The 23007-nt window shown below is 65.7% G+C and carries 25 protein-coding genes; 5 read left to right on the top strand and 20 right to left on the bottom strand.

The genetic code is table 11. The annotated features are described in order from the left end of the window. Positions 1-212 precede the first annotated feature (212 nt). From KI794_RS04040 to KI794_RS04025, 4 genes are all read right to left on the bottom strand, one after another. On the bottom strand, positions 213-935 hold the full coding sequence (locus KI794_RS04040; protein ID WP_255809235.1) for a DsbA family protein: 723 nt from the start codon (positions 933-935) through the stop codon (positions 213-215). Further along, entirely contained in the window at positions 932-1891 is a 960-nt protein-coding gene (locus KI794_RS04035) for a cytochrome c oxidase assembly protein (RefSeq protein WP_255809234.1), read from the bottom strand. Before KI794_RS04035 ends, KI794_RS04040 begins: the two co-directional genes overlap by 4 nt. A gap of 150 nt (positions 1892-2041) precedes the next feature. Beyond that, positions 2042-2551 carry a hypothetical protein gene (locus KI794_RS04030; RefSeq protein ID WP_255809233.1) on the bottom strand — a complete coding sequence of 170 codons (510 nt, stop codon included), beginning with the start codon at positions 2549-2551 and terminating at the stop codon, positions 2042-2044. Positions 2552-2627: 76 nt separating this feature from the next. Further along, complete coding sequence (locus tag KI794_RS04025; protein ID WP_255809232.1) at positions 2628-3125, bottom strand: winged helix-turn-helix transcriptional regulator; 498 nt, start codon at positions 3123-3125, stop codon at positions 2628-2630. A gap of 56 nt (positions 3126-3181) precedes the next feature. Between KI794_RS04025 and KI794_RS04020 the strand changes: the two genes are divergently transcribed. Together KI794_RS04020 and KI794_RS04015 are read left to right on the top strand one after the other, a co-directional pair. After that, positions 3182-4048, top strand: a complete 867-nt coding sequence (locus KI794_RS04020; RefSeq protein ID WP_255809231.1) for a thioesterase family protein — start codon at positions 3182-3184, stop codon at positions 4046-4048. A 34-nt stretch (positions 4049-4082) separates the two neighbouring features. Next, positions 4083-5252: an acetyl-CoA C-acyltransferase gene (locus KI794_RS04015; RefSeq protein ID WP_255809230.1), complete on the top strand. Its 1170-nt coding sequence runs from the start codon at positions 4083-4085 to the stop codon at positions 5250-5252. 16 nt (positions 5253-5268) lie between these two features. On the opposite strand, the gene KI794_RS04010 is transcribed toward KI794_RS04015, so the two are convergent. The 10 genes from KI794_RS04010 to fdxA all read right to left on the bottom strand — a co-directional run bounded on the left by KI794_RS04010 (position 5269) and on the right by fdxA (position 14190). Next, positions 5269-6702 carry a sensor histidine kinase gene (locus tag KI794_RS04010; RefSeq protein ID WP_255809229.1) on the bottom strand — a complete coding sequence of 478 codons (1434 nt, stop codon included), beginning with the start codon at positions 6700-6702 and terminating at the stop codon, positions 5269-5271. Next, positions 6702-7385, bottom strand: coding sequence for a response regulator transcription factor (locus KI794_RS04005; protein WP_119283211.1), 684 nt, complete (start codon positions 7383-7385; stop codon positions 6702-6704). The genes KI794_RS04010 and KI794_RS04005 overlap by 1 nt, the downstream gene beginning before the upstream one ends. After that, positions 7351-8367, bottom strand: a complete 1017-nt coding sequence (locus KI794_RS04000; protein WP_119283425.1) for a D-alanine--D-alanine ligase family protein — start codon at positions 8365-8367, stop codon at positions 7351-7353. The genes KI794_RS04005 and KI794_RS04000 overlap by 35 nt, the downstream gene beginning before the upstream one ends. Further along, positions 8364-9515, bottom strand: a complete 1152-nt coding sequence (gene alr, locus KI794_RS03995; protein WP_255809228.1) for an alanine racemase — start codon at positions 9513-9515, stop codon at positions 8364-8366. Before alr ends, KI794_RS04000 begins: the two co-directional genes overlap by 4 nt. After that, positions 9512-10195, bottom strand: a complete 684-nt coding sequence (locus KI794_RS03990) for a M15 family metallopeptidase (RefSeq protein ID WP_255809227.1) — start codon at positions 10193-10195, stop codon at positions 9512-9514. Before KI794_RS03990 ends, alr begins: the two co-directional genes overlap by 4 nt. Before the next feature lie 167 nt (positions 10196-10362). Further along, the gene (locus tag KI794_RS03985; protein WP_255809226.1) at positions 10363-11067 is read right to left on the bottom strand and encodes an SDR family oxidoreductase; all 705 of its coding nucleotides are present in this window, start codon (positions 11065-11067) and stop codon (positions 10363-10365) included. 169 nt (positions 11068-11236) lie between these two features. Further along, positions 11237-11836, bottom strand: a complete 600-nt coding sequence (locus KI794_RS03980) for a superoxide dismutase (RefSeq protein ID WP_255809225.1) — start codon at positions 11834-11836, stop codon at positions 11237-11239. Between the two features lie 70 nt (positions 11837-11906). Further along, on the bottom strand, positions 11907-12512 hold the full coding sequence (locus tag KI794_RS03975) for a flavin reductase family protein (RefSeq protein WP_255809224.1): 606 nt from the start codon (positions 12510-12512) through the stop codon (positions 11907-11909). Next, entirely contained in the window at positions 12509-13864 is a 1356-nt protein-coding gene (locus KI794_RS03970) for an FAD-dependent oxidoreductase (protein WP_255809222.1), read from the bottom strand. The genes KI794_RS03975 and KI794_RS03970 overlap by 4 nt, the downstream gene beginning before the upstream one ends. After that, a complete protein-coding gene (fdxA, locus tag KI794_RS03965; protein WP_119283428.1) occupies positions 13861-14190 on the bottom strand; it encodes a ferredoxin in 330 nt (109 codons plus the stop codon). Before fdxA ends, KI794_RS03970 begins: the two co-directional genes overlap by 4 nt. A gap of 104 nt (positions 14191-14294) precedes the next feature. Between fdxA and soxR the strand changes: the two genes are divergently transcribed. From soxR to KI794_RS03950, 3 genes are all read left to right on the top strand, one after another. Beyond that, positions 14295-14747, top strand: coding sequence for a redox-sensitive transcriptional activator SoxR (gene soxR / locus KI794_RS03960; protein ID WP_119283217.1), 453 nt, complete (start codon positions 14295-14297; stop codon positions 14745-14747). Between the two features lie 135 nt (positions 14748-14882). Then, positions 14883-16247, top strand: a complete 1365-nt coding sequence (locus tag KI794_RS03955; RefSeq protein ID WP_119283218.1) for a hemolysin family protein — start codon at positions 14883-14885, stop codon at positions 16245-16247. Continuing rightward, complete coding sequence (locus KI794_RS03950) at positions 16244-17284, top strand: hemolysin family protein (RefSeq protein WP_255809221.1); 1041 nt, start codon at positions 16244-16246, stop codon at positions 17282-17284. The genes KI794_RS03955 and KI794_RS03950 overlap by 4 nt, the downstream gene beginning before the upstream one ends. 281 nt (positions 17285-17565) lie before the next feature. On the opposite strand, the gene KI794_RS03945 is transcribed toward KI794_RS03950, so the two are convergent. From KI794_RS03945 to KI794_RS03920, 6 genes are all read right to left on the bottom strand, one after another. Further along, entirely contained in the window at positions 17566-18369 is an 804-nt protein-coding gene (locus KI794_RS03945; RefSeq protein WP_119283220.1) for a TSUP family transporter, read from the bottom strand. A 100-nt stretch (positions 18370-18469) separates the two neighbouring features. Further along, positions 18470-19396 (bottom strand): amino acid ABC transporter permease, encoded by a 927-nt coding sequence (locus KI794_RS03940; protein WP_255809220.1) that lies wholly within the window; start codon positions 19394-19396, stop codon positions 18470-18472. Beyond that, complete coding sequence (locus tag KI794_RS03935) at positions 19393-20049, bottom strand: amino acid ABC transporter permease (RefSeq protein WP_255809219.1); 657 nt, start codon at positions 20047-20049, stop codon at positions 19393-19395. Before KI794_RS03935 ends, KI794_RS03940 begins: the two co-directional genes overlap by 4 nt. Before the next feature lie 79 nt (positions 20050-20128). Further along, positions 20129-21040: a glutamate ABC transporter substrate-binding protein gene (locus KI794_RS03930; RefSeq protein WP_119283223.1), complete on the bottom strand. Its 912-nt coding sequence runs from the start codon at positions 21038-21040 to the stop codon at positions 20129-20131. A gap of 55 nt (positions 21041-21095) precedes the next feature. Further along, on the bottom strand, positions 21096-21842 hold the full coding sequence (locus KI794_RS03925) for an amino acid ABC transporter ATP-binding protein (RefSeq protein WP_119283224.1): 747 nt from the start codon (positions 21840-21842) through the stop codon (positions 21096-21098). 200 nt (positions 21843-22042) lie between these two features. Continuing rightward, the gene (locus KI794_RS03920) at positions 22043-23005 is read right to left on the bottom strand and encodes a TAXI family TRAP transporter solute-binding subunit (protein ID WP_255809218.1); all 963 of its coding nucleotides are present in this window, start codon (positions 23003-23005) and stop codon (positions 22043-22045) included. Between the last annotated feature and the right edge of the window lie 2 nt (positions 23006-23007).

Here is a 23007-nt window from a genome sequence, read left to right as displayed (position 1 = left end):
TGCGGCCGGCAGCAACGGCGCCTTGCGGCCGTCAGCAATGCAGCTACGCAGTGAGCAGCGGGGAGCTATGCAGCCATCAGCGGAGGGCTACGCAGGCAGCAGCGGAGGGCTACGCAGATAGCAGAGCAATACAGGCAGCAGAGCTATACAGGCAGCAGAGCTATACAGGCAGCAGAGCTATGGAGGCAGTGGAGTGCAGCCGGAGGCAGCGGCTACTGCCTCGCCTCGATCGCCGCGTCGAACGCCTCAGTAATGTCCGTGACGTACTGCGGCTGGAACAGCTCCCCTTCGAGGAAGAACGTCGGGGTTCCGCTCACCCCGAGCTCTTGCCCCGCCTCGAAATCGAACTCGATGCGCTCCTGGGTGGCGGGGTCTGCGACGGCGGCATCGTACGCCGCCATGTCGAGCCCAAGCCGCTCAGCGTAGCCACGGAAGCGGGGCGCCTCGGACTCCCGCTTCTCACCCCACTCCTCCTGCGTCTCGAACATGAGCTTGTACATGTCCTCGAACTTGCCCTGCTGGGCTGCTGCCTCGACGGCGAGCGCCGAGGTCATCGAATTCTGATGCCCTGGGATCGGGAAGTAGCGAATGACAAAGTTCATTTTGCCTGCGTACTGCTCACGCATCTCTTCCATTACCGGGTAGATGGAGCGGCACGCCTCGCATTCGAAGTCGAGGAATTCGACGACTGTGGGAGCGTCAGCTCCGGCGTCAGACAAGACGTGCGAATTCTCGGCGACGACGGGCACTTGAGCCGCAGAGCTTCCCTGCCCACCGGTGTTGGGGTCGCCGCCGTCGGGCTGCCCGGAAGTCTTGCCGAGCGAGAGCACGAGAATCAGAATGATCACCCCCACGATCACTGTCGGAATCGTGATGAGCGCTGCCTTCGCAGACGCACTCATGCGCTTTCGTTGGCGAGGCGTAGTGTCGGTCATACTGGGTCCTTTCGGGAGGTGCCGGGCGCCGCCTGTTCGGCAGTCTGAGCAAGATAAGCGTTGTATGCGTCGAGGGCTTCGTCCTCGGCGTCCTGCCGATGGCGCGCGCCGCGAATATCGCTTCTGCGCCACTTTGACAGGGTGATGATGAGCACGATGATGAGCGGGAGCTGCCCGTACGTCCACACGAGGCTGCCGCTCAGCGACTGGTCGAGCGCCCGGCTCACCCCCCAGCCGACGGGTTCGCCCGAGTAGAGGCTGAGCATGCCGCTCGCGTTTTTGAGCAAGACGAGGCCGAAGAGCGCGTGGATCTGCAGCTCCAGGAAGGCGCCGGCGAGCCGCACCCCAAACGAGGGCTTCCGCGGGAGCGGGTCGAGCGCCCAGAGCGGGGCTCCACCGATCACCCCGAATACGAGCATGAGTGCGAGAAGCGCTTGATGCCCGCCGGGAAGCGCCATGACCCAACTAATGGCGTCGGTGAAGAACAGCCCGGGGAGCGCGATAATCGCGACGAGGATCGCGACGACCGGATGGAGCAGGACCCTCGCGGCCCGCGACCGTTGCGCGGCGATCGCTGCACGCAGCGCGAGGATTCCCACGCCGCGGTGCGGTGTCGCGCGGAGGAGCAGCCTGCCCGGCGACCCCATAAGCAGCAGCGGGGGCACGGCGACGAGCAGGGTGATGATTTGAAAGACGAGGGCGGTGATGAGCTCGCCCGCGTAGTCGTTCACTGCGAGCCCGGTTGCAGCGAACCATGCGAGGCAGCCGAGGACGAACGAGATGGTTCCCAGCACACTCCAGCGTCTGCCCCGCGCCCAGAGCGAGATAGCTCCAGCAAGATAGGCGAGGAGACACACGACGGCGAGCCAGCCGAGGGGCGAGATGCGCGTGAGGTCGAGGACGAGCATGTCCGATGGGTGCAGCGTGCGCGCTGCGACGCCGTTTGTGGGGTTCACGTGACGAGGCGCCTTTCTCAGTAGGTGCGGGTGACCGCTTTCGGAGAGGGGCGACGCGTGGTGGCTGCGCGCAAAGTGTCGCGGTGGCCTGTGGGGTCGCTCAGGATCCTTCGGGCGCGCGTCACACCCCGAGATCGTCGAGCGGGCAGCTTAGGTTCGGCTGATCGAAAACAGGAGGCCTCGCGCGACGGTGCTCCCCCGCGGTGTGGCACCTGGGGCTTCGATCCACTGGGGTGCGCTCCGACGCAGCGGCGACCAGCTCAGTGAGCCGCGCACCGCGAGGAGCGCGATCGAGGCGACAAGCACGAGCACGCAGACGGCCCCAAACCCGAGGGACTGATCGCCGTCGCCAGCGGGTTCCGGCACGAACGTCTGCGCTGCTGCGTGTTCGACTGCCGCGGCGGCCCCGAGGCTCCCCACAGCATCCGCGACATCCGTAGCCGCGACGGCCCCTGGGGCGTCCGCAGTCGCTGCGTCAGCGGAGCTACTGGCGGCGCCGACGGTGGGCACTGCCGGCGCAGAGTCTGCGCCGTGGATGTGCGGTCCGAGCACTGAGATCGCGAGGAACGCGACAAACGCGACAAGAAAGAGCACCCCACGTGCAGACACTGGGGCGACGCCCGGGGCATCTACTCGCATCGTCACCTCTTCGCCGTACATTCACTGTCACGCTAGCAGCGTGACAATGGGGGATGGCTGGGACTTCGGGCTACAGGGCCTGGTCCGCTCGCGACCGCTAGCGCACCTGCGCCTGGCGGAGCCAGTCGAGGTTGACACGAACGGCAATGTTCTCGGTCGCGATCTCCTCACCTGATGCCGTGCGCGCCGAGACTGTGACGGGCTCCCCGGTATCGCTGTCGACGAGCGCGAGCGGCCCCCCTGCCGCCTGCAGGTGGGTGTTCCCCCATTGCATGAGCGCGAACACGACGGGAAACAGGTCGCGCCCCATCTGCGTGAGGAGGTATTCGTGCCTCGTGCGCTGCCCGGGTTCGCGGTACGGCCGCTTCTCAAGCACGCCGACTTCGACGAGCTGTTTGAGGCGTGCGGCGGCGACAGCGTCGGTCACCCCTGCGCGTGCGGCGAAGTCGTCGAACCGGGTCGTGCCGTAGAACGCTTCGCGGAGCAGCACCATTGCGGTTCTCGAGCCCACGGCTTCCATGGCTTTGCCGATCGAGCATTCCTCGGTGCTCCACGAGGATCGGTCGGCGAGCGGGCCAGAGAGTTTCACGGACATGAATGAATTCTACCCCTGACTTGTGGAGATGATAGTCAGCACCGTACGATCTAGCTATGCATGAACATAGTCAGCTTTCCTCGGCGCCCCCTCGAGCGGCCATCGACGATTTCCTCACCGCGTCACCGAGCGCACCACGCCACGCCCCCAGGGAGCTCTGGGGCTTTGGCGGACTCCACGGCGGGCTGGCCGTCGGGGCGATGGTGGCCGCGATGCGTGAGACGGTGGAGGCGTCGGGGACCGCGGCGCCACTCCGCAGCGTCTCGGGACGCCTCCACCGAGCAGTCCGCGACACATTCACGATTGCCGTCACCGAAGACGCCAGAACCCGCAGCACCTCTTCGCTGAGCGCCAAGCTACGCCAGACGGAATCGCCAAGCGAAGACGCGACGCCGACAGCCGCCGCTCCCACACTTGCGAGCGCCACCGCCCTATTCGGTCTCGATGCACCCGTCGCGTCTCCGCTCCTCGCCCCTGCGGCGCCAGCAGTCCCACCGTGGCACGAGGGGAGCCTGTTCAACCCGCCACCTTCGTTCGTGCCTGTCGCCGAATTCTACGAACTGCGCGTCACCGGAACGAACCGTCCGTTCCAAGGCGGCAGCACAGCGAACCTCACCGCGTGGGTGCGGCTCACCGAAGACGACCTACCACCGAACGAGCTGCGACTGCTGTTCCTCGTCGACGCGCTCGCACCGTCATACGCGGCAGTCTTGCACGCTCCCCAGCCGATCCCAACAGTCGAGCTGTCGGTTCACTTCAGCGGCGAGCGCGCCGTCTCGCCGTGGGTGCTCGTCGAGGCGAACACCCCTGTCGCTACGGCAGGCGGCTGGATCACCGAAACAATCAACGTGTGGGGCGAAGACCTCACCCACCTCGCTGCAGCGAGCCAGCTCAGGCTAGTGCGCCCCGCACAAGCATCGTAGGCTCAACACCGTAGCCAGCTGAAAGGACAGCACATTGAGAGACGCAGTCATTGTCGAAGCCGTACGCACGCCGGTAGGCAAGGGCCGCCCCGGCGGCGCACTCGCGGGCATCCATCCCGTTGATCTCCTTGCACACTCCCTCAGGGAGCTCATCGACCGCACAGGCGTCGACCCAGCGCTCATCGACGACGTCATCGGCGGCGTCGTCAGCCAGGTGGGCGAGCAGGGCGGCAACATCACGCGTCGGGCTGCGCTCGCCGCAGGCTTCCCGGACTCGGTTCCGGCAACCTCGATCGACAGACAGTGCGGCAGCAGCCAGCAGGCCGTGCACTTCGCGGCGCAGGGAGTGATCTCGGGCGCATACGACATCGCGATCGCGGCCGGCGTCGAGTCGATGAGTCGCGTGCCGATGGGAGCGTCAGTCGCGGGCACCGCCGACATTGACGGCGTCGCACTCGCCGAGCGCTACCCTGATGGGCTCATCGATCAGGGCTACTCAGCCGAGCTCATCGCGGCGCGCTGGGGCATTACCCGCGAACAGATGGACGGCTTCGCGATCAGCTCGCACGACAAGGCCGATGCCGCGACCCGAGCTGGCGCCTTCGACGCCGAACTCGCGCCGCTCGCGGGGCTCACGCACGACGAGGGCATCCGAAGCGGAAGCACGCTCGAGAAGCTCGCGGCTCTCCAGCCCGCGTTCTACAACGAGCACATGGCAAAGCGCTTCCCGCAGATCGACTGGAGCGTCACCGCGGCCTCGGCGAGCCAGATCAGCGACGGCAGCGCCGCGATCATGGTGACGACGAGCGACATGGCTGCGAAGCTCGGGCTCACGCCTCTCGCCCGGGTCCACAGCTTCGCCGTCGCAGGCGCCGACCCGCTCTACATGCTCACCGCCGTGATGCCGGCGACAGCGAAGGTGCTCGCGCGCGCCGGCCTGAATATTCCAGACATCGACGACTTCGAGGTGAGCGAGGCCTTCGCGCCGGTCGTGCTCGCGTGGGCGAAGGAAACGGGAGCCGACCTGTCGCGGGTGAACGTCCGCGGCGGCGCTATCGCCATCGGCCACCCGCTCGGCGCAAGCGGTGCACGCCTCATGACCACACTCGTGCACACGCTGAAGGACACCGGCGGGCGCTACGGGCTGCAGACAATGTGCGAGGGCGGCGGCATGGCAAACGCGACGATCCTCGAGCGCCTCTAGCCTGTTCCGGCGGCGGCTACGCCAGCGTGGGATCGCCGTGGCCGCCGCTTTCCGCACCGCCAGCCAGAGGACTCCGGGCCGGGATCCACACCGCGAACACAGTTCCCGCCGTTTGAGTCAGCCAGGCGTCACCACCGAGCAGACGCGCATTCTCGCGCACGATCGCGAGGCCGAGCCCGCTGCTCTCGCTCCCCGAGCGCGCGGAACTCGCCTGGTAGAACCGTTTGAAGACTTGCGCCTCGTGCTCGTCACCAACCCCGGGGCCGGCGTCAGCGACGCTGAGCGTGAGCTTGCCGTCCTGATTCCACACAGTCACCTCGACTGGCGGGGCGCCGTGCCGCAACGCGTTTGTCACGAGGTTTGACACGATGAGCCGGAGCCGGACTTCGTCAGTGCGAACGACAGGGTCGCCGTACATTTCAAATGCGACATCGTCCCACTGCCTGTTCTCTGCGAGGTCACGCCACAGGGCAACGACGTCGACGACTTCCCGCACAATGTCGGCCTTGTTTGAGTCGAACCGCGAGAGCTCAAGGATGTCGTTCGTGAGCGTCGTGAGGTGCGTCGCACTGCGCGCGGCGATCTGGCCAGCCTCCCGCCGATTCTCGGGCGACGCCAATTCGGTATCAGCGAGGATCTCGGAGACGGCGACGAGGGTCGCGAGCGGGGTTCTGAGTTCGTGCGCGACGTCAGCAACGAGCTGACGTGCGGTGGCCTCGCTGTGTTCAAGCTGGCCGATTGTGGCGTGCAGCCTCGCCTCGGAGTTTCGCATTGCGTCGAGCACGACGTCCACGTCTGGGTAGCCGGTGTCCCCCGCGGGAGCCTGCGCGGAGGTCCCGAGGCCGTCAGCAACCTCAACGAGGCTTTCGAGGGGCCGCCCCAGCTGACGGCCGACGAGAAGCCCGATAACGGCCGCGGCGCCCACAAAGATCAGCCCGACCGAGACACCGAGGTTCACAAGCCTGTCGATCTCTTCCTGCTGCGACTGCATGTCGAAGACTCCGAACGCGGCAATCCTGTCGCCGAGCGTCCCAGGGTTCACCGTCACCCCAGCAGTGAATGTCAGAAACCCGTAGCGCGTCTCGCGCTCATACGCCGAGATCCCACCGTTGTCGACAAGCCGCTGCACGAGGTAGTCGGGTACCTCGTCAAGGGTCATCGTCCCGCCAGCCTCTCCCGTACGCAGGTTGATGAGGATCGCGGGAACCGAGAACTCCTCGGAGGCGGCGGCGAGATCGGCCTCGGTCGGCGATTCGGGCAGCGACTTCGCCGCCATCTTTGCCTCAACCTGCAGCACGTCGAAGATCGCTGCCTGCCGCGACTCGAGGATGATGAGTCGCGCGTTCCAGACGAGCGTGCCAGCCGTGATCGCCGCCACCCCGACTGCAACCGCAACGAGCGTCAGCGTGATCCGAGTGCTCAGCGTCGGGCGCCAGCGTTTTCTCTGCATCAGCCGAGCCGGTATCCGAAGCCGCGAACGGTGCGGAGCAGTTGCGGGTCAGCAGGGTCCTCTTCGATTTTGAGCCTGAGCCGCTGCACCGCCGCGTTCACCAACCTCAGGTCGCCCGCCTCGGCGGCGCCCCAGGCGCGTTCGAGCAGCTGCTCACGGCTGAGTACCTGCCCCTGATGTTCGAGGAGCACGATGAGGAGCCTGAGCTCGTTCGGTGACAGCTCGAGTTCGTCGCCGCCGCGAGTGACGACGAGCGAGCCGAGGTCAACCCTCAGCCCCTCGTACTCGAGCGCAGTCGCCGGCGCATCCGCGGCGGCGACTGGCTGCCGGCTCCGCACGACTGCACGGATCCTCGCTTCAAGCACGCCGGGCGAGACTGGCTTCACCACATAGTCGTCGGCGCCTGAATCGAGGCCACCAATGATGTCACCGTCGTCGTCGCGCGCAGTCAGCATGATGATCGGCACGTCTGAGTCCTGGCGTATGTGGCGGCAGACGCTGAACCCGTCGATGTCTGGCAGCATCAGGTCGAGCAACACTACGTCGGGGGCGTCAGCGATCGCCGCGCGGGCACCGCCCGCACCAGTCGCCTCAATCTGCACCTCGTGTCCGCGCTGACTCAGCGCGAGCCGATAGGCCTGCGCAAGCTCAGGGCTGTCTTCGACGACGAGAATCTTCAGCATCTCGTTTCTCACTCCTCCTGGCGTCGCGGGCATAGGCGGCCGCCACAAGTCTGGCGGTCAACTCCGGGAACGTGACACCGTCTACTGCAAACATACGCGGCACCTGCGAATGCTCAGTCATTCCGGGCATCGTGTTGATCTCGTTGAAGATAATCTCGTCGTCGCGCACGAAGAAGTCGACGCGTGCGACGCCAGCGCATCCGAGGGCCTCGTACATCGCTTTCGCCGCGGCGCTCAGTCGGTCTCGCACCACCTGGGGCACTGCTGCTGGCACGCGAAAGTCGGGGGCAGCGTCGTACTTCAGGGCGGTGTCGAAGAGCTGCTCGGTGTCTTTTCCAATTTCGAGTGGTGGTGCGACGTGCAGCTCCCCCGTCGCGCCACGCATGACCGCGACATCGATCTCGCGGGCAGTGACAAACTCTTCGACGAGCACGCGGGTATCGTACTGCTGCGCCGCCGCGATAGCGGCGTCGAGATCCTGCGCGCGATCGACGCGGGCGGCACCGTAGCTCGAGCCTGAGGCGACGGGTTTCACGACGACGGGGAGCGGCACTGCAGCAGGATCCCCGTGCGTGCTCTCCCCATCAACGAGCGCTCCGCGCGCCGTCGAGATTCCAAGGCGCTCAGCGATGAGCTTCGACGTCCACTTGTCCATTGCGAGTGCGCCAGCGCGGACGCCCGAGCCGACATACGGCACGCCGACAACGTCAAGCAGGCCCGCAATCGTGCCGTCCTCAGTACCCTCGCCGTGCAGGGCAGGAAAGATCACGTCGCTCTCACGCAGGCGCTGGATCGCTGCCGCGATCCCGATCTGCGTGCCTGAGACAGTCTCCCACCCGCCGTCGCGCCTGATCGTGAGCCCGGTCACGAGATGGCCGCTCGCGAGGAGCGCCTCTCGCACCGCTGCCGCAGAACCATTTGACACGTCGTGCTCAGCGTTGGCCCCGCCGCCGACAACGAGCACGTGCCTCGCCCGGCTCATCGCGCCCACCTCGCGTCGGAGGTACGGAGCACGCGGCTGCTCCGCACCCCCAGGCGGGTGACGAGCTCGTGCTCGATCGTGTTCGACCACGCAGCCCACTCCCTCGCGGTCGGCTCGCGCCGCGATCCCGGCCCCATCACGAGCGCGACGTCGCCGAGCTCGACCGCAGCGTCACCCACATCGACAACAATCTGATCCATCGAAATCCTTCCAACCACCGGATACCTGCTTCCTCGAATAGTCACCTCTGCACTGCCCTGCGCGGCGCGCGGCAGCCCGTCGCCGTACCCGATCGGCAGCACGGCAAGCGTCGTCGCCGCTCTGGTCGTATAGTCGTGCCCGTACCCCACGCCAACGTTCGCGGCGACTCGGCGCAGCTGCGCGACGGGGGCCGTCAGCGTGAGCGCCGGAATGAGCGGAGCGATTCCCGCGGGGTCGATCCCGTAGAGTCCGGCCCCGACTCGGCTGAGCGTGAACCTCGCATCCGGCCGATGTAGCGCGCCAGCGGTCGCGGCGAGGTGCAACTCGCTCGGTGTGAGACCGCGGGAATGCGCCACCCGCACACCATTCACGAACCGCAGACGTTCGACGTCATTCTGTGTGCTCGTCGGCTCGTCGGCGCTCGACAGGTGCCCCATGACGCCAACGACGCGGACGCGTCCGGCGTCCTCGAGCGCCCGAGCGGCAACGCAGAGCGCAGACCAGATGTCGCTCGGTGCGCCGTCTCGCGACATCCCGACGTCGAGGTGCAGGTGCACCCTCGCCGACGCGGACTCGGCCCTGGCGGCGTCGCCGACAGCGTAGAGCTGTTCGAGGCCCGCGACAGCGACGTCGATGCCGTGGCAGATCGCTGCGCCCCAGGCTGCGTCGATCGGATTCAGCCAGCTCAGGATCGGAGCCGCAATGCCCTGGGCGCGCAACCGCAGCGCCTCCGGGATGGTGGCGACGCCGATCCAGGTCGCCCCGTTGGCGAGGGCTATCTCGGCGACGTCACCGTGACCGAACCCATCAGCCTTCACGACTGCCATGATGGGGGTCTGCGTCGCCCACGCAAAGTGCTGCACGTTCTGCGCGATCGCCCGCCGGTCGACGAAGATCTCCGCGAGGCGGTGCGCTGTGGGCGCCTCCACGCGGTCCACGACACTCACGACGCCTCGCTCGCGTCGGCGAGCATCTGCGGGCACTCCCCGCCGGGCGCCGTCGCGAGTTCGAAGTGCCAGCTCTCGTTCGCGAAGACGCGGCAGAGCCCGTACGCGTTGCCGTACTGCTCCAACCAGAGCGCCGGGTCGACGCGGGCAACGTCGACTGCGTCGCCGGTCACGTGCTTGGACGACTCGGGCGTGCTCACGAACTCGCGCGCCGCGCTCTCGCTCCCATAGTCTGCAATCGCGTCGCGCAGGAGGCCTGCCTGGTACTCGGCGCTTCGCCACCCCGAGGTGAGCTCGATCTGGATTCCGTCGGCTTCGGCGTCGCTCGCCGCAGCCTGGATCGCTGAGCGCAGGTCTGCGTTGAGCCGGCTCACCGCAGGGTGGTCCTCGTCAAAAGGCGAGATCGGCTCGGTGATGTCGATCGCACCGGTCTCGCCGTCAGCAGGAGCGCCGAGGGCGCCGGAGGTGCCTGACGGCGCCGTATCGTCGGCTCGCGCAATACCAGGGATGTTCGGCACCGAAGTCATGAGCGCCGCGACGAGCGCGACGGCGATCGCCGTGGCGACGACAACGGCGGCCGCGATTGCTACGGCGCGACGGCGCCGAACGACAGCGGGCGGCGGGTGCGGAAAGCCGTGCTGCTGCGGCGAAACGTAGGTTTCTCGGGGAACTCGTGACACTTGTGCGCTCCTCTAACTCGGTGCCCTGGCTCGGGCCGCGCCCACTCTGGGCCGCGATACGCCAAGCCTCTCGAGCCGCCGTCAGCGCATCGGCACGGGATGATCCGGTTCGGCGACGGGATCCTGAGAAATTGCCGCGAAGCCCCGGCCGCCACCTCGGGATCTGTTCAGAAGCGTTCGTCGAGAAGAGCCGGCAGCGTGATCTCGCGCACAAAGGAGGCAGGCGAGAGCTCGAGCAGTGCGACCACGATCCTGACAACGTCGTGAACGGGGATAAGGGTGCCGGCGCCACGCGCGGCCGCCTCCCGCTCTGGCACCTCCAGTCCATCCTCGGTGTTCAAGTTGCCAAGCTGCAGGGTCGTCACCGCCAGCCCGTCTCCGCGATACCCCTCGCGCAAGGCCTCGGCGATACCGGTGAGCGCGTGCTTCGACGCACCGAACGCAACCTCGGGCCTACCGCTGCCGCGAAGGCCGGAGGTCGACCCCGTCAGGATCACTCGGGGCCTCGCGTGCGCGGTGAGCGTCGGCAGTAGCGCCCTCAGCCCAAGAATCGCAGCCGTGACGTTCGTCGCGACGAGGGTCTCGATCTCTGCGGTGGCGGCCGCGCCCGCTGCCGCAAAGTCATACTCAGGTGAGAACGCGGCCGCTTCCCAGACGCCGACGTTCCAGATGACGGTATCGACGGACTCGGGCACACCAGCGCCGATGAGCGCTGCGGCCTCCGCAGGTTTGGAAAGATCGGCGGCGATCCACCCCCGAGACTCAGGCGGCAGCGTCCGGGCCACACCAATCACCTCATGGCCCGCGCGGGCGAGACCCGTCGCGAGCGCGCGGCCAAGACCACTGCTCGCGCCAACAATGACGACCGTCACGTCGCTTCCCCTCAGTTCAGTTGTGCGGTGCGCTATCCGATGACACGCAGAAACGACCGGGCGCGGTCGCCCGTGCAAGCAACCGCGCCCCGCGCTCGCGGCGAGAGCGCCACGTCAGTGGAATCCATTGGCCCCGGCAGAGTCGGAGCTTCGACCGGTCTCCCGGCGGCTACTTCTGCACAGCCGCAAACCGGCGCGCAACGTCCTCCCAGTTCACAAGGTTCCAGAACGCCTTCACGTAGTCTGCGCGAACGTTCTCGTAGTCGAGGTAGTACGCGTGCTCCCACACGTCGAGCTGCAGCAACGGAGTGACACCGAGCGGTGCGTTGCCCTGCTGGTCGAAGAGCTGGAAGATGACAGGGCGCTTGCCAAGCTGATCCCACGCGAGCACCGACCAGCCCGACCCCTGCACACCCATTGCAGTCGCGGTGAAGTGCGCGCGGAACTGCTCAAGCGAACCGAAGTGAGTGCCAAGCGCCTCAGCGAGGTCGCCCTCGGGATCCCCGCCACCGTTCGGCGACAGGTTCTCCCAGAAGATGCTGTGGTTGATGTGACCACCCAGGTTGAACGCAAGGTCTTTCTCGAGCTTGTTCACGTTCGCGAGGTTGCCCGACTCGCGGGCCTCCGCAAGCTGTTCGAGCGCGGTGTTCGCGCCTGTCACATACGCCTGGTGATGCTTCGAGTGGTGCAGCTCCATGATGCGGCCCGAGATGTGCGGCGCGAGCGCGCTGTAATCGTAGGGAAGGTCGGGAAGGGTGTAGACGGACATGAGGTGTTCCTTTCGTTGAATCTGTGATGGGTCGGGGCGATCGGCTCGCGGCGTGGGTACTCCCCCGCCGCTAGAGCCGCTCGCCGAGCTTGGTGAACGCACGATCCCGATACGCCATCGGCGCGCTCGCCGCCGGGTCATTCGGGCCAGTGTGGATCTCGAGGACCTCGGCGACAACGAGCATCGAATCGCCAACGGGAATCTGCCTGAGTGTGCGCGCCCGCAGCGCAGCGCGGCTTGTCGCGAGATGCGGCTCACCCGTCGCGAGGGTCGACCAACCCTGTGCTTCGGTAAAGCGCTCACCGCCCGAAACTGCGAACTGTTGGGCGATCGGCGCGTGCTCGGCGTCAAGCAGGTGCACGAGAAATGAGTCAGCGGCGAGAATCAGGCCGGCGCTGCCAGTCGTTCTCGTCACGGAGAAGACGAGTGCCGCCGGGTCAACCGCGACCGATGCGACGCTCGACGCAGTTAGGCCGACAGGGCCCTCAGGGGTGCTCGCCGTGATGAGCGCGACCCCCGCCGGGTGGTACCGGAACGCGTTCTTGAAATCCGTTGCAAGGTCGGCCGCGTGACTCGCTGCGGCACCTGCAAGGACCTCAGAAACCTCCGCTGTGGTGGCGCTGTCCGTGCCGTGGCTCGTGCTCGGGCCGCTGCCGTGCCCCGTGTTCTGGCTCATCTCGTGTGCTCCATCTCTCGCGCGTGGTTCAACAGTTCGTCACGATTCACGATTTTCGTGCGCTCGCGACCGCGTTCGGCGCCGAGGCGCTTCTCTGCCTCGTCGATCCGCAGCCAGCCATCCCAACCGACGGCGTCGGTGAGGCGCGCGACGAGCGCATCCGCGGCGCCCACGGGTGTCGCGCGCGGCCTCTGGCTCAGGTCTGCGATGAGGCTGTCGATCGCCTCGGCGGCGTCGGACTTCGTCGATCCGATGAGCCCAACCGGTCCCCGCCGAATCCAGCCAGTCGCGTACAGCCTCGGGATCGGCACGCCGTCGGTGCCGAGGATGCGGCCCGCGTCGTCAGGGATCGTCCCGGTCGCGTCGTCGAACGGAACGCCGGGCACGGGTGTGGAGCGGTACCCGATGGTGCGGTACACGGCACCAACGTTGTGCCGCACCATCTCACCGGTGCCAGAGATGCGGCCAAGCTCGTCGGGCCGGGTGCGCTCCATCTCTATCGAGGTCACCCGATCCGTTCCAAGGATCCGCGCCGGCTGCTGGTAGAAGTGCAGATGCACGCGACGGGAAGCCGTGCGCGTCGCCGGATCCTGATGTGCCCACTCGGTGAGCGTCTTGACGATGATGCGTCGCTGATTGAACTGCGCGACCATGCGTTCTGCGTGCTCGTCGAGCTCCATATCGGCGGGATCCACGATGACGTCAACGTCATCGCGTGCTCCGAGCTCTCGCAGCTCCATGGGCGAGAACCGCACGTCGGCCGGGCCGCGCCGAATGAGCAGGTGCAGGTCTCGCACAGGATTCTGCCTGAACGCTGCCTCGACGTGGCCTGGAATGTCGGTCTGCTCGAGCTGGCGCGGGTGGGTGATGATCATTCGGGCGACGTCGAGCGCCACGTTTCCCGCGCCGATCACCGCGACAGACTCGGCCGACAGCTGCCAGTCCTTCGGCGCGTCGGGGTGGCCGTCGTACCAGGCCACAAAGTCAGCTCCGCCGAACGAGCCCGGGAGGTCCGCGCCGGGCACCCTAAGGTCTACATCACGGTCAGCTCCCGTCGAGATCACGACGGCGTCGTAGGCCTCACGCAGCTCTTCGATCGTGACGTCAGCGCCGACCTCGACGTTGCAGATGAGTCGGATACGGGGGTTCTCGAGCACATCGTGCAGCGCGTCTTGAATCTTCTTGATGCGCGGGTGGTCTGGCGAGACGCCGTAGCGCACGAGACCGTAGGGCGCTGGAAGCTTCTCAAACAGGTCGATGCGTACGTGCTCGTCACGCCCCTCGAGGATGTCGGCAGCGTAGACCCCGGCGGGGCCCGCGCCAATGATTGCGACGGAACGATTCGGCGTCATGCCAGTGCACTCTCCTGAGGTGGTAGGGCCGCGATAAACGGGTGGTCGCCGGGGATTGGGCCCGTGCGGGCAGCGCCTCCCGGGGCGCCAACGGCGTCGAAGAACTCGACGTTTGCGCCGTAGTACTCCTGCCATTCGCCGGGAAGGTCGTCTTCGTAGTAGATCGCCTCAACTGGGCATACTGGCTCGCACGCACCACAATCGACGCATTCGTCGGGGTGGATGTAGAGCATCCGATCACCCTCGTAAATGCAGTCAACAGGGCACTCGTCGATGCACGCCTTGTCCTTCAGATCCACGCACGGCAGCGCAATGACATAGGTCACGGCCATCCCCCTCGTCACACCTGTGGCCCCGGTTTCGAGGCCCATGAGCTATGCTAAAACCTCAAGTTAGGTTGAGGTCAAGTCCACTGCGAATCGGAGGCGTCATGGAACAAGCCCACAGCCCGGAAGAGCTCCTCAGCATCGGCGAAATGAGCCGCCGTACAGGGGTGCCCGTATCTGCCCTGCACTACTACGAACGCCTCGAACTCATCGCGTCGCAACGCACCGCCGGCAACCAGCGCCGCTTTCCGCGCTACATGCTGCGCCGCGTCGCGCTCATCTCCGTCGCCAAGCGGCTGGGGATTCCCCTCGAAGACGTGAAAGACGCGTTCACAAACGTTCCGCTCTCGAGCCCGCCAACCCACGAAGACTGGCAGCGCGCTTCCCGCGAATGGAAGAAGGTGCTTGAGCAGCGCCGCAAGGGCATCGAGCAACTCGAGAAGGAACTCACTGGCTGCATCGGCTGCGGCTGCCTGTCGATGAAGGCGTGCTCGCTGCTCAACCCCGACGACGAGCTTGGCGACACCGGGGCTGGTGCGATCCGCATCCCCGTGTAGGCACAGCCTCGGTTCGGGGCAAAATCTCAGTCTTCCGACCCGCATCTTTTCCTATGATCGAAACATGGATGATTGTCATAGACCCAAGCTCACCCCAGCCCGGTCGCGTCTCGCGGCTCGAATGCGGGGTGAGCATTGAGTTCCGAGATCTGGGGAATCGTTATCGGCGTCCTCCTCACGGTAGGCACAGGCTTCTTTGTTGCCTCGGAGTTTGCACTCGTCAACCTCAACCGAAGCGACCTTGAACGACGCCAGGCGCAAGGTGAAAAGGGCCTGCGGTTCACCATCTCAGCGTTGCGCGTCACCTCGACGCACCTGTCTAGCGCCCAGCTCGGCATCACGCTGACGACGCTGCTCGCGGGCTTTACGTTCGAGCCGGCGATCAGCTCACTCCTTCGCGCTCCTCTCAGCAGCATTGGGCTGCCCGACGCGGTAATCCCTGGAGTCGGCGCCGTCGTGGCAATCACGCTCGCAACGCTGTTCTCGATGATCATTGGCGAGCTCGTGCCGAAAAACTTCGCGCTCGCCGTACCACTCGCGACAGCGAAGATCGTCGTGCCGTTTCAGCTCGCGTTCACGTTCGTACTCAAGCCCGTGATCTTGTTGTTCAACGGCACCGCGAACCGGGTGATCCGCTCGTTCGGCATCGAGCCGAAGGAAGAGCTCTCGGCTGCACGAAGCGCCGAGGAGCTCGGCTACCTCATCCGACGCTCAGCGACCGAGGGGCTGCTCGATGCCAACGATGCCGACATTCTGCACCGTACCCTCACGTTTTCGAGCCGCACCGCCGACGCGGTCATGACGCCCCGCGTTCGCGTCGTTGCTCTGCCGAGCACAGCGTCAGTGCAGGACGTCATCGCTGCGTCGATCGAGAGCGGTCACTCGCGGTTCCCTGTGTACGGCGACGACATCGACGACATCGTCGGCATCGCACACGTCAAAGCTGCATTCGCGATCGACGACGAGCGTCGCGCGAGTGCACCGGTCACGTCGATTACCTCGAAGATCCTCCGAGTGCCCGAGTCGGCCGGGTCAGACACGCTGCTCGGCGCGCTTCGCGACCGCGGCTATCAGATCGCTGTTGTCGTTGACGAGCACGGCGGAACCGCGGGCGTCGTGACGCTCGAAGACCTGATCGAAGAGCTGCTCGGCGAGCTGCTTGACGAGCACGACGACCCCTCGACCCTGAACGAGGGAATCATCGCTGACGGCGAATCCGTGCTGTTCAACGCGGCGCTCCGCCCAGACGAGCTCTGGACCCGGGCAAGGATCCGGGTTCCTGAGGACGAGGAGTACGACACGGTCGCCGGGTTCTTCCTGACACGACTTCAGCGCATCCCCGAGGTCGGGGAGACTGTCGAGATCGCCGACGGCACGCTCGAGGTTGATGCTGTCGCAGGTGCCCGAATCGAGCGTCTGCGCTTCACCCCGACGCCCACTGATCCCGACGCAACTGACCCCACCGGCCACACCGCCATGACGACGGAGCACGCACGATGAGCGAGTACATTCCCGGCCTGATCTGGCTCTTCGTACTGCTTGCCGTCAACGCATTCTTCGTCGGCGCCGAGTTCGCAGTGATCTCGGCTCGACGATCGCAGATCGAGCCGAGGGCGGCGGCTGGCAGCCGTGCGGCGAAGACAACGTTGTGGGCGATGGAGCATGCGACCCTCATGCTCGCGACGAGCCAGCTCGGCATCACTGTGTGTTCGCTGCTCATTCTGAACGTCTCTGAACCGTCAATCAAGCATCTGCTCGAGGTGCCGCTCGCGTGGACGGGCCTCACTCCAGGGATGGTCACCGGCATCGCATTTGGCGTCGCCCTCGCCTTGGTCACGTTCCTCCACGTCGTGTTCGGCGAGATGATCCCGAAGAACATGGCGTTCTCGGTTCCCGATAGGGCGGCGCTTATCCTTGCGCCCCCGCTCGTATTCGTGTCTCGCATCGTCGGTCCGCTGATCAGGGGCTTGAACTGGGTCGCGAACGGGATCCTCAGGCTCTTCAAGGTGACGCCCAAGGATGAGGCGACAAGCGCGTTCACGCTCGACGAGGTTGCGAACATCGTCGAACAGTCAACGCTCGAGGGCACGCTCGTCGATACCTCAGGCACCGTCACCGCCGCGTTCGAGTTCACCGAGAAGACTGCCGCCGACGTCGTGCTCCCGTTTGGGTCACTCGTTGTTCTCCCCGCCGCGGCGACCCCGCGTGACGTTCAACTCGCTGTCGCGAAGCACGGCTTCTCACGGTTCGTTGTTGCTGCCAGCAACGGCGCTCCGGCTCAGTATGTGCACATCAAGGACGTGCTGGATCTCAGCTCGGCCGAGCACCGCGACGCACCGATCCCTGCCGATCGCCTCCGCAACCTGGTGGACGTCGCGGCCACTGCCGAGCTCGAAGACGCCCTGAGTCTGCTGCGCTCAGACGGCAGCCACCTCGCCCGGGTCACCGATGAGAGTGGATCGCCGACAGGCATCCTCTTCCTCGAAGACATTGTTGAGGAGCTCATTGGCGAGGTGCAGGACGCCGCCCAGCGGTAACACTGGCTGAGAAGAGCACTCGCTCACCGGGTAGGGCGGGAGTGCACAGCGGTTAGCGCGGGAGTGCACAGCAGCTAGCGCGGGAGGGCACAGCAGCCTGCGAGCGAACAGCGCTACCGGCCGACAAATCACGCACCGTATGTCTGTGATCGGCTCAATATATGCCCGACCTCAGCTGGGTTGGCATATATTGAGCCGATCACATACGCAGCGCCGGCGGCTGGCGGCTGTGGCGGCTGGCGGCTGGGGGCTGGCGGCCGGGGCGGCCGGGACTGAAAAACCTATCCCCAGAGGTCGAGGCCGAGCTTCACGACGAGCGCAGCGACAATGATGAGAAACAGGATCCGCACGAACCGCGCCCCACGGGCGATCGCCATCTTCGAGCCCAGCACACTGCCCGCGACGTTCGCCGCCGCCATCAGGAGGCCGAGCGGCCACAGCACGGCCCCCAGCGGGATGAAGAGCAGGAGCGCTCCAAGGTTCGTCGCGAAGTTCACGATCTTCGCCTGGGCGCTCGCCATGAGAAAGTCGTAGCCGAGCAGCGCGACGAGCGCGATCACGAGAAACGTTCCTGTGCCCGGGCCGATGAGCCCGTCGTAGAACCCGATCGCCGCCCCGGCGAGGCCCGCAAGCAGCACGTGTTTCGCGCCCGAATACTTGAGCTTTGTGACGGCGCCAAGCGCGGGCTTGAAGATCGTAATGAGCGCAACCACGACGAGCGCGATCATAATGATCGGCGTGAATACCTCGGCGGGCAGGAACGCCGCGAGCGAGGCACCGCCAACCGCGGAGACAAGCGCGATCCCTGCCATCGGCAAGGCGGTCTTCAGGCTCGGTCGCACCGACCGGTAGTAGCTGACGCTACTCGCCGCCGTCCCGAACACAGACGCCAACTTGTTTGTCGCGAGCGCCTGCACGGGGGCGATGCCTGGCACGAGCAGCAGTGCAGGCAGCTGAATGAGCCCGCCGCCGCCGACCACAGCATCAACCCACCCCGCTGCGAAGGCGGCGAGGAGCAGCAGCAGAATCCCGCCCCAGTCAAGCCCCTCTGGCATGAGCGCGAGCGTGAGTGCCATCTGACTCATGTGGGTGACCTCTCAGCGGTGAAGTTGGTGGTATCGCGGAGCGCCGCACGGCCCGCCGGGCAGCGCGAAACGGGCCCCGCACTGCGGAGCCCGTTTGTCGCTATCTTCCGCCCTGTACCGAGAGTACCTCGGTGACGGTGCCGCCCTCGTGCAATCGCGGATCTGGTCCGCCCTGCGCGGGCCCCGGCCCGACCGAAAGGCCGGCATCCCCGGTTCCGCGGCCACCGCTACGGAGACGCCGTTCGAGGTAGTGCGCGATCCCTGAGAGGATGAAGCACATCACGATGTAGATGCCGCCGATGACGAAAGCGGACTGGAGCAGCGGTCGCCCGAACTGTACGTTCGAGCTGAACTGCTTCGCAAGGTAGAGCAGCTCGGGGTAGGTGATGATGAATCCGAGCGCCGTATCCTTCATTGTCACGACCAGCTGGGAGACGATGACTGGGAGCATCGCGCGCACTGCCTGCGGCATCAGGATGAGGCGCATCACTCCGCTCTTGCGCAGTCCGATCGCGTAGCCTGCCTCTTTCTGTCCGCGCGGCAGCGACTCGACGCCTGCGCGAATCACCTCGGCAAGCACCGACCCGTTGTAGACGATGAGCGCGATGACGACAGCCCAGTACGGGTCCATCTTCACGCCGACCGACGGCAGACCGTAGTACAGCAGCATCATCATGATGAGCACGGGCATCGCCCTGAAGAGCTCGGTCACCGCGGTGACAGGAACTCGCACCCACTTGTGGTCTGAGAGCCTGCCGATCGCGAGCACAAAGCCGAGCACGAGGCTACCGACAGCGGCGACGCCGAAGGCGGCGAGTGTCTTGCCGAGTGCGGTGAGGATCTGCTCCCAGATCGTCGAGTAGGTGAAGAGGCCCCACTTTTGGGCGGTGAACTGCCCCGTGAGGAAGAATCGGTAGAGCACGAAGCCGATGATGGCGGCGACGACAACGATCGTCACCACCGCGAGAATGCGGTTTCTGCGAATCGCTTTCGGACCGGGAACGTCGTACAGCACTGATGCGGTCATCGCGCGATCCTCCATTTCTTCTCAAGCCGGTTCTGCAAGAGGCTCAGCAGCATTACCATCGCGACGAAGACTGCGGCGACCCAGAGGAGCACTTCCATGGGGCTGCCAGGGCGGTCGCCCGAGTCGTTGATCGCTGCTCGCAGCTGCGCGAGCTCCGCAATCGAGAACCCTGCCGCGACCGTGGTGTTTTTCAGGAGTGCGATGAACACGCTCATCATGGGCGGCACGACGGAGCGGAACGCCTGCGGGAGGATCACGCTCGTCATGACCTGCCCAAATGGAAGGCCGATGGCGCGGGCCGCCTCGGCCTGCCCGACGGGCACTGTGTTGATGCCTGCCCGAATCACCTCTGCCACGTATGTGGCCGTGTAGACACCGATCGCGATGATGCCGAGCACTGTGAGATTCATTCTGCCGAGCCCGAGCGCCGGGTAGCCGAGCACGAAGAAGAAGAACACGAGCGTCAGGGGCGTGTTGCGGATGAGGTTCACGTAGACGGTGCCGACACCGCGCGCGATGGGCACCGGCGAGACTCGCATGGCCCCAACGATCAGGCCGAGCACGAGGGCGATCGCCCCGCCTCCGAAGAACACGAGCAGCGTGTTCCCGATCGCGGTCCCCCAGAGATCCAGGTTCCCGAAGATGACGTCCATTCGTCTTCCTTCTGTGAAGATGGCGCCCGGGGGCGGGGGTGGCTCCCGCCCCCGGGCATTCGTGCGGTGTGCGCGCTACTTAGTAGGCGTCAACCTTGGGCTGGTCGACCTTGATGCCCGACTCGCCAAGGTTTTGGTCGAAGATCTGCTGCCAGATGTCGCCGCCCTCGGTGAAGAGGTCGTTGATGTGCGCGCGGAACACGTCGTCGCCCTTGGTGAGGCCGACGCCGTACTGCTCCTCGGTGAAGACCGGGCCGCTCGTAACCTTGAGTTCCTCGGGCTGCTGCGCAGCGTAGCCGATAAGGATCGCCTGGTCGGTGGTGACCGCGTCGACCTGACCGTTCACGAGGTTCTCAACACACGCCGAGTACAGGTCGAACTCCTGCGGCTTGATCTCCTTGAAGTTCTCCTTGATGTTCTGGATCGGGGTCGATCCTGTCGCGGAGCAGACAGTCTTGCCGTTCAGGTCTTCGAGCTTCTGGTAGTCGGTGTCGTCTGAGCGGACGAGCAGCCCCTGGCCGGTAATGAAGTACGGGCCAGCGAAGTCGATCTCCTGCTTGCGCTTGTCGTTGATCGAGTAGGTGCCGACGTAGTAGTCGACGTCGCCGTTGACGATTGCCTGCTCGCGGTTTGCCGAGGCGATCGCCTTGTAGCTGATCTGGTCTTCGTCCATGCCGATCGACGCTGCGATCCAGCGCGCGATGTCGACGTCGAAGCCTGTGCGCTCCTGCGTGACGTTGTCGTAGTAGCCGAGGCCGGGCTGGTCTTCCTTGACGCCGATGACGACCTCGCCACGCTCCTTGATCTTGTCGAAGGTCGGGCTGCCCTCGAGCGTGAAGCCCTCAGCTACGGTCCACGGCGTGCTCGTCTCTGCCGGAGCCGAGGTGTCGCCGCCTTCAGGTGCTGCGGGGCTGCCGCTGTTGCAGCCGGTCAGCGCCAGCGCTGCCGCCGCGACGAGACCAGCTGCTGCAAAAGCTTTCTTGAATCGCATGTGCGTTCCTTTCGATGGGGGTTTTCGGGCCACTCGATGCGGGTGGCCCGCCTGGTTAGTTCGTGATGAGCTTTGACAGGAAGTCTTTGGCCCTGTCGCTCTGTGGGTTCGTGAAGAACTCGTCGGGCGTCGCAGACTCGATGATCTTGCCGTCGGCCATGAACACGACGCGGTCGGCCGCTTTGCGGGCGAAGCCCATCTCGTGGGTGACGACGACCATTGTCATGCCTTCTTTGGCGAGGCCGACCATCACGTCGAGCACCTCGTTGATCATCTCGGGGTCGAGCGCGCTCGTCGGCTCGTCGAACAGCATGACCTTTGGGTGCATTGCAAGGGCGCGCGCGATCGCGACGCGCTGCTGCTGTCCGCCTGAGAGCTGCGCAGGCAGCTTCGACGCCTGCTTGTCGACGCCGACGCGGGTGAGGAGTTCCATTGCTTCGCGGTTCGCCTCGGCCTTTGACTTGCCGAGCACCTTGATGGGCCCGAGCGTGACGTTCTCGAGGATCGTCAGGTGCGCGAACAGGTTGAATGACTGGAACACCATGCCGACCTCGGCGCGGAGGCGTGCGAGCCCCTTGCCCTCTGCGGGGAGCTCTTTGCCGTCGATGCGGATCGACCCGCTCGTGATCGTCTCAAGTCGGTTGATTGACCGGCAGAGCGTCGACTTGCCGGAGCCTGATGGGCCGATCACCACGACAACCTCGCCACGGTTCACCGTGAGGTTTACGTCGGTCAGCGCCTGAAAATCACCGTAGTGCTTCTGCACATTTTCGACGACGACCAGCGGTTCGCTCGCACTCATCTATGTTCCACCTTTGGATCCTGACCGCGAGCGCGGGCTGCGCTGCGTCGGCACACTGCTTGGGTTGCCAGGTTCGAAGAGCGAGTCTGTTGCTCGTCGTTGAACCGATCAGCCCCACGCTAATGAGCGGCGGTCTCCAAAGTCACGGACGTTGAGGGTATCTTGAGCCTCGCCTTGAGCTTTTCTTGAGGTTACTCGCCCTACTTGCGGCTTTCGACGTAGAACTTTGCGGCCCCGTCGTGCAGCGGCAGCGGGCTCGTAAATATTGCCTGCCTGCGGTCAAGAAGCGCCGCTGCGGGCACCGTTCGGGCGATTGCGGTGCGCGATTCGAAGAGCGTTCGCGTCATCTCGAAGACGAGGTCGACTGGCGCGTCTGCCGAGGTCACGAGGTAGTTCGGAATCGTCATCGTCTCGACGGGTTCGGTGGTGCCGTACGTGCCGAGCGGGAAGTCTGAGAGCCTGTAGACGCCGGCGTGCCCCGAGTTCACTTTCTCAACGGTCTCGGGCTGGATCGGCAGGATCTTCACCGGGGTCGTCTCAGACAGCGCAGCAATTCCAGGGGTCGGCACCCCGCCAACCCAGAAGAACGCGTCGATCTCACCTCGGGCGAGCGCTTCAACTGAGTCGTCGATGCCGAGCTTCGCGCTCTCGAAGTCGCCCTGTTCGACGCCTGCGGCGCGGAGCACTCGATCGGCGATCACTGTCACGCCAGAGTTCACCTCGCCGACTGAGACGCGGAGCCCTGCGAGGTCGGGAATCGCCTCGGCCGGTGAGTCTTCGGGGACGACGACCTGCACGTATTCGTCGTACACGCGCGCCACGCCCTCGATGCGAAGCGGCGCGTCGAATGCGCCGACTCCTGAGATTGCGTCCGCCGCCGCGTCGGCCTGAGCGAACCCGAGGATTGCCTCACCTCGCCCGACGCGCAACAGATTGTCAACTGAGCCTCCGGTTGCGGCGACCGTAACGTCGAAGCCCTCGCCCCGCAGGCTCTCGGCGATCGCGCCGCCGTAGGAGTAGTAGATACCCGTCGATGCGCCGCCCGCGATCACCTGCGCGCCGGGGTCTCCCACGCCCGAACCGCACCCGGCAAGCGCAGCCGCGGCGAGCGCCCCGACGGCCGCGAGCGCGAGCGCTCGAGCCGCGCCTCTCGGTCCCGCCACCG

Source organism: Leucobacter aridicollis (genome assembly GCF_024399335.1).
GTDB classification, from domain to species: domain Bacteria; phylum Actinomycetota; class Actinomycetes; order Actinomycetales; family Microbacteriaceae; genus Leucobacter; species Leucobacter aridicollis_A.
The sequence above is the reverse complement of the archived record's forward strand: the minus strand, read 5'-3'. Positions and strand labels throughout refer to the sequence as shown.

What these genes read in the sequence shown, in the direction of transcription:
- KI794_RS04040 (WP_255809235.1), bottom strand. Translation starts at nt 935, where the DNA reads ATGACCGACACTACGCCTCGCCAACGAAAGCGCATGAGTGCGTCTGCG.
- KI794_RS04030 (WP_255809233.1), bottom strand. Translation starts at nt 2,551, where the DNA reads ATGTACGGCGAAGAGGTGACGATGCGAGTAGATGCCCCGGGCGTCGCC.
- KI794_RS04025 (WP_255809232.1), bottom strand. Translation starts at nt 3,125, where the DNA reads ATGTCCGTGAAACTCTCTGGCCCGCTCGCCGACCGATCCTCGTGGAGC.
- KI794_RS04020 (WP_255809231.1), top strand. Translation starts at nt 3,182, where the DNA reads ATGCATGAACATAGTCAGCTTTCCTCGGCGCCCCCTCGAGCGGCCATC.
- KI794_RS04010 (WP_255809229.1), bottom strand. Translation starts at nt 6,702, where the DNA reads ATGCAGAGAAAACGCTGGCGCCCGACGCTGAGCACTCGGATCACGCTG.
- KI794_RS04005 (WP_119283211.1), bottom strand. Translation starts at nt 7,385, where the DNA reads ATGCTGAAGATTCTCGTCGTCGAAGACAGCCCTGAGCTTGCGCAGGCC.
- KI794_RS04000 (WP_119283425.1), bottom strand. Translation starts at nt 8,367, where the DNA reads ATGAGCCGGGCGAGGCACGTGCTCGTTGTCGGCGGCGGGGCCAACGCT.
- KI794_RS03980 (WP_255809225.1), bottom strand. Translation starts at nt 11,836, where the DNA reads ATGTCCGTCTACACCCTTCCCGACCTTCCCTACGATTACAGCGCGCTC.
- KI794_RS03975 (WP_255809224.1), bottom strand. Translation starts at nt 12,512, where the DNA reads ATGAGCCAGAACACGGGGCACGGCAGCGGCCCGAGCACGAGCCACGGC.
- KI794_RS03970 (WP_255809222.1), bottom strand. Translation starts at nt 13,864, where the DNA reads ATGACGCCGAATCGTTCCGTCGCAATCATTGGCGCGGGCCCCGCCGGG.
- soxR (WP_119283217.1), top strand. Translation starts at nt 14,295, where the DNA reads ATGGAACAAGCCCACAGCCCGGAAGAGCTCCTCAGCATCGGCGAAATG.
- KI794_RS03950 (WP_255809221.1), top strand. Translation starts at nt 16,244, where the DNA reads ATGAGCGAGTACATTCCCGGCCTGATCTGGCTCTTCGTACTGCTTGCC.
- KI794_RS03945 (WP_119283220.1), bottom strand. Translation starts at nt 18,369, where the DNA reads ATGAGTCAGATGGCACTCACGCTCGCGCTCATGCCAGAGGGGCTTGAC.
- KI794_RS03940 (WP_255809220.1), bottom strand. Translation starts at nt 19,396, where the DNA reads ATGACCGCATCAGTGCTGTACGACGTTCCCGGTCCGAAAGCGATTCGC.
- KI794_RS03935 (WP_255809219.1), bottom strand. Translation starts at nt 20,049, where the DNA reads ATGGACGTCATCTTCGGGAACCTGGATCTCTGGGGGACCGCGATCGGG.
- KI794_RS03930 (WP_119283223.1), bottom strand. Translation starts at nt 21,040, where the DNA reads ATGCGATTCAAGAAAGCTTTTGCAGCAGCTGGTCTCGTCGCGGCGGCA.
- KI794_RS03925 (WP_119283224.1), bottom strand. Translation starts at nt 21,842, where the DNA reads ATGAGTGCGAGCGAACCGCTGGTCGTCGTCGAAAATGTGCAGAAGCAC.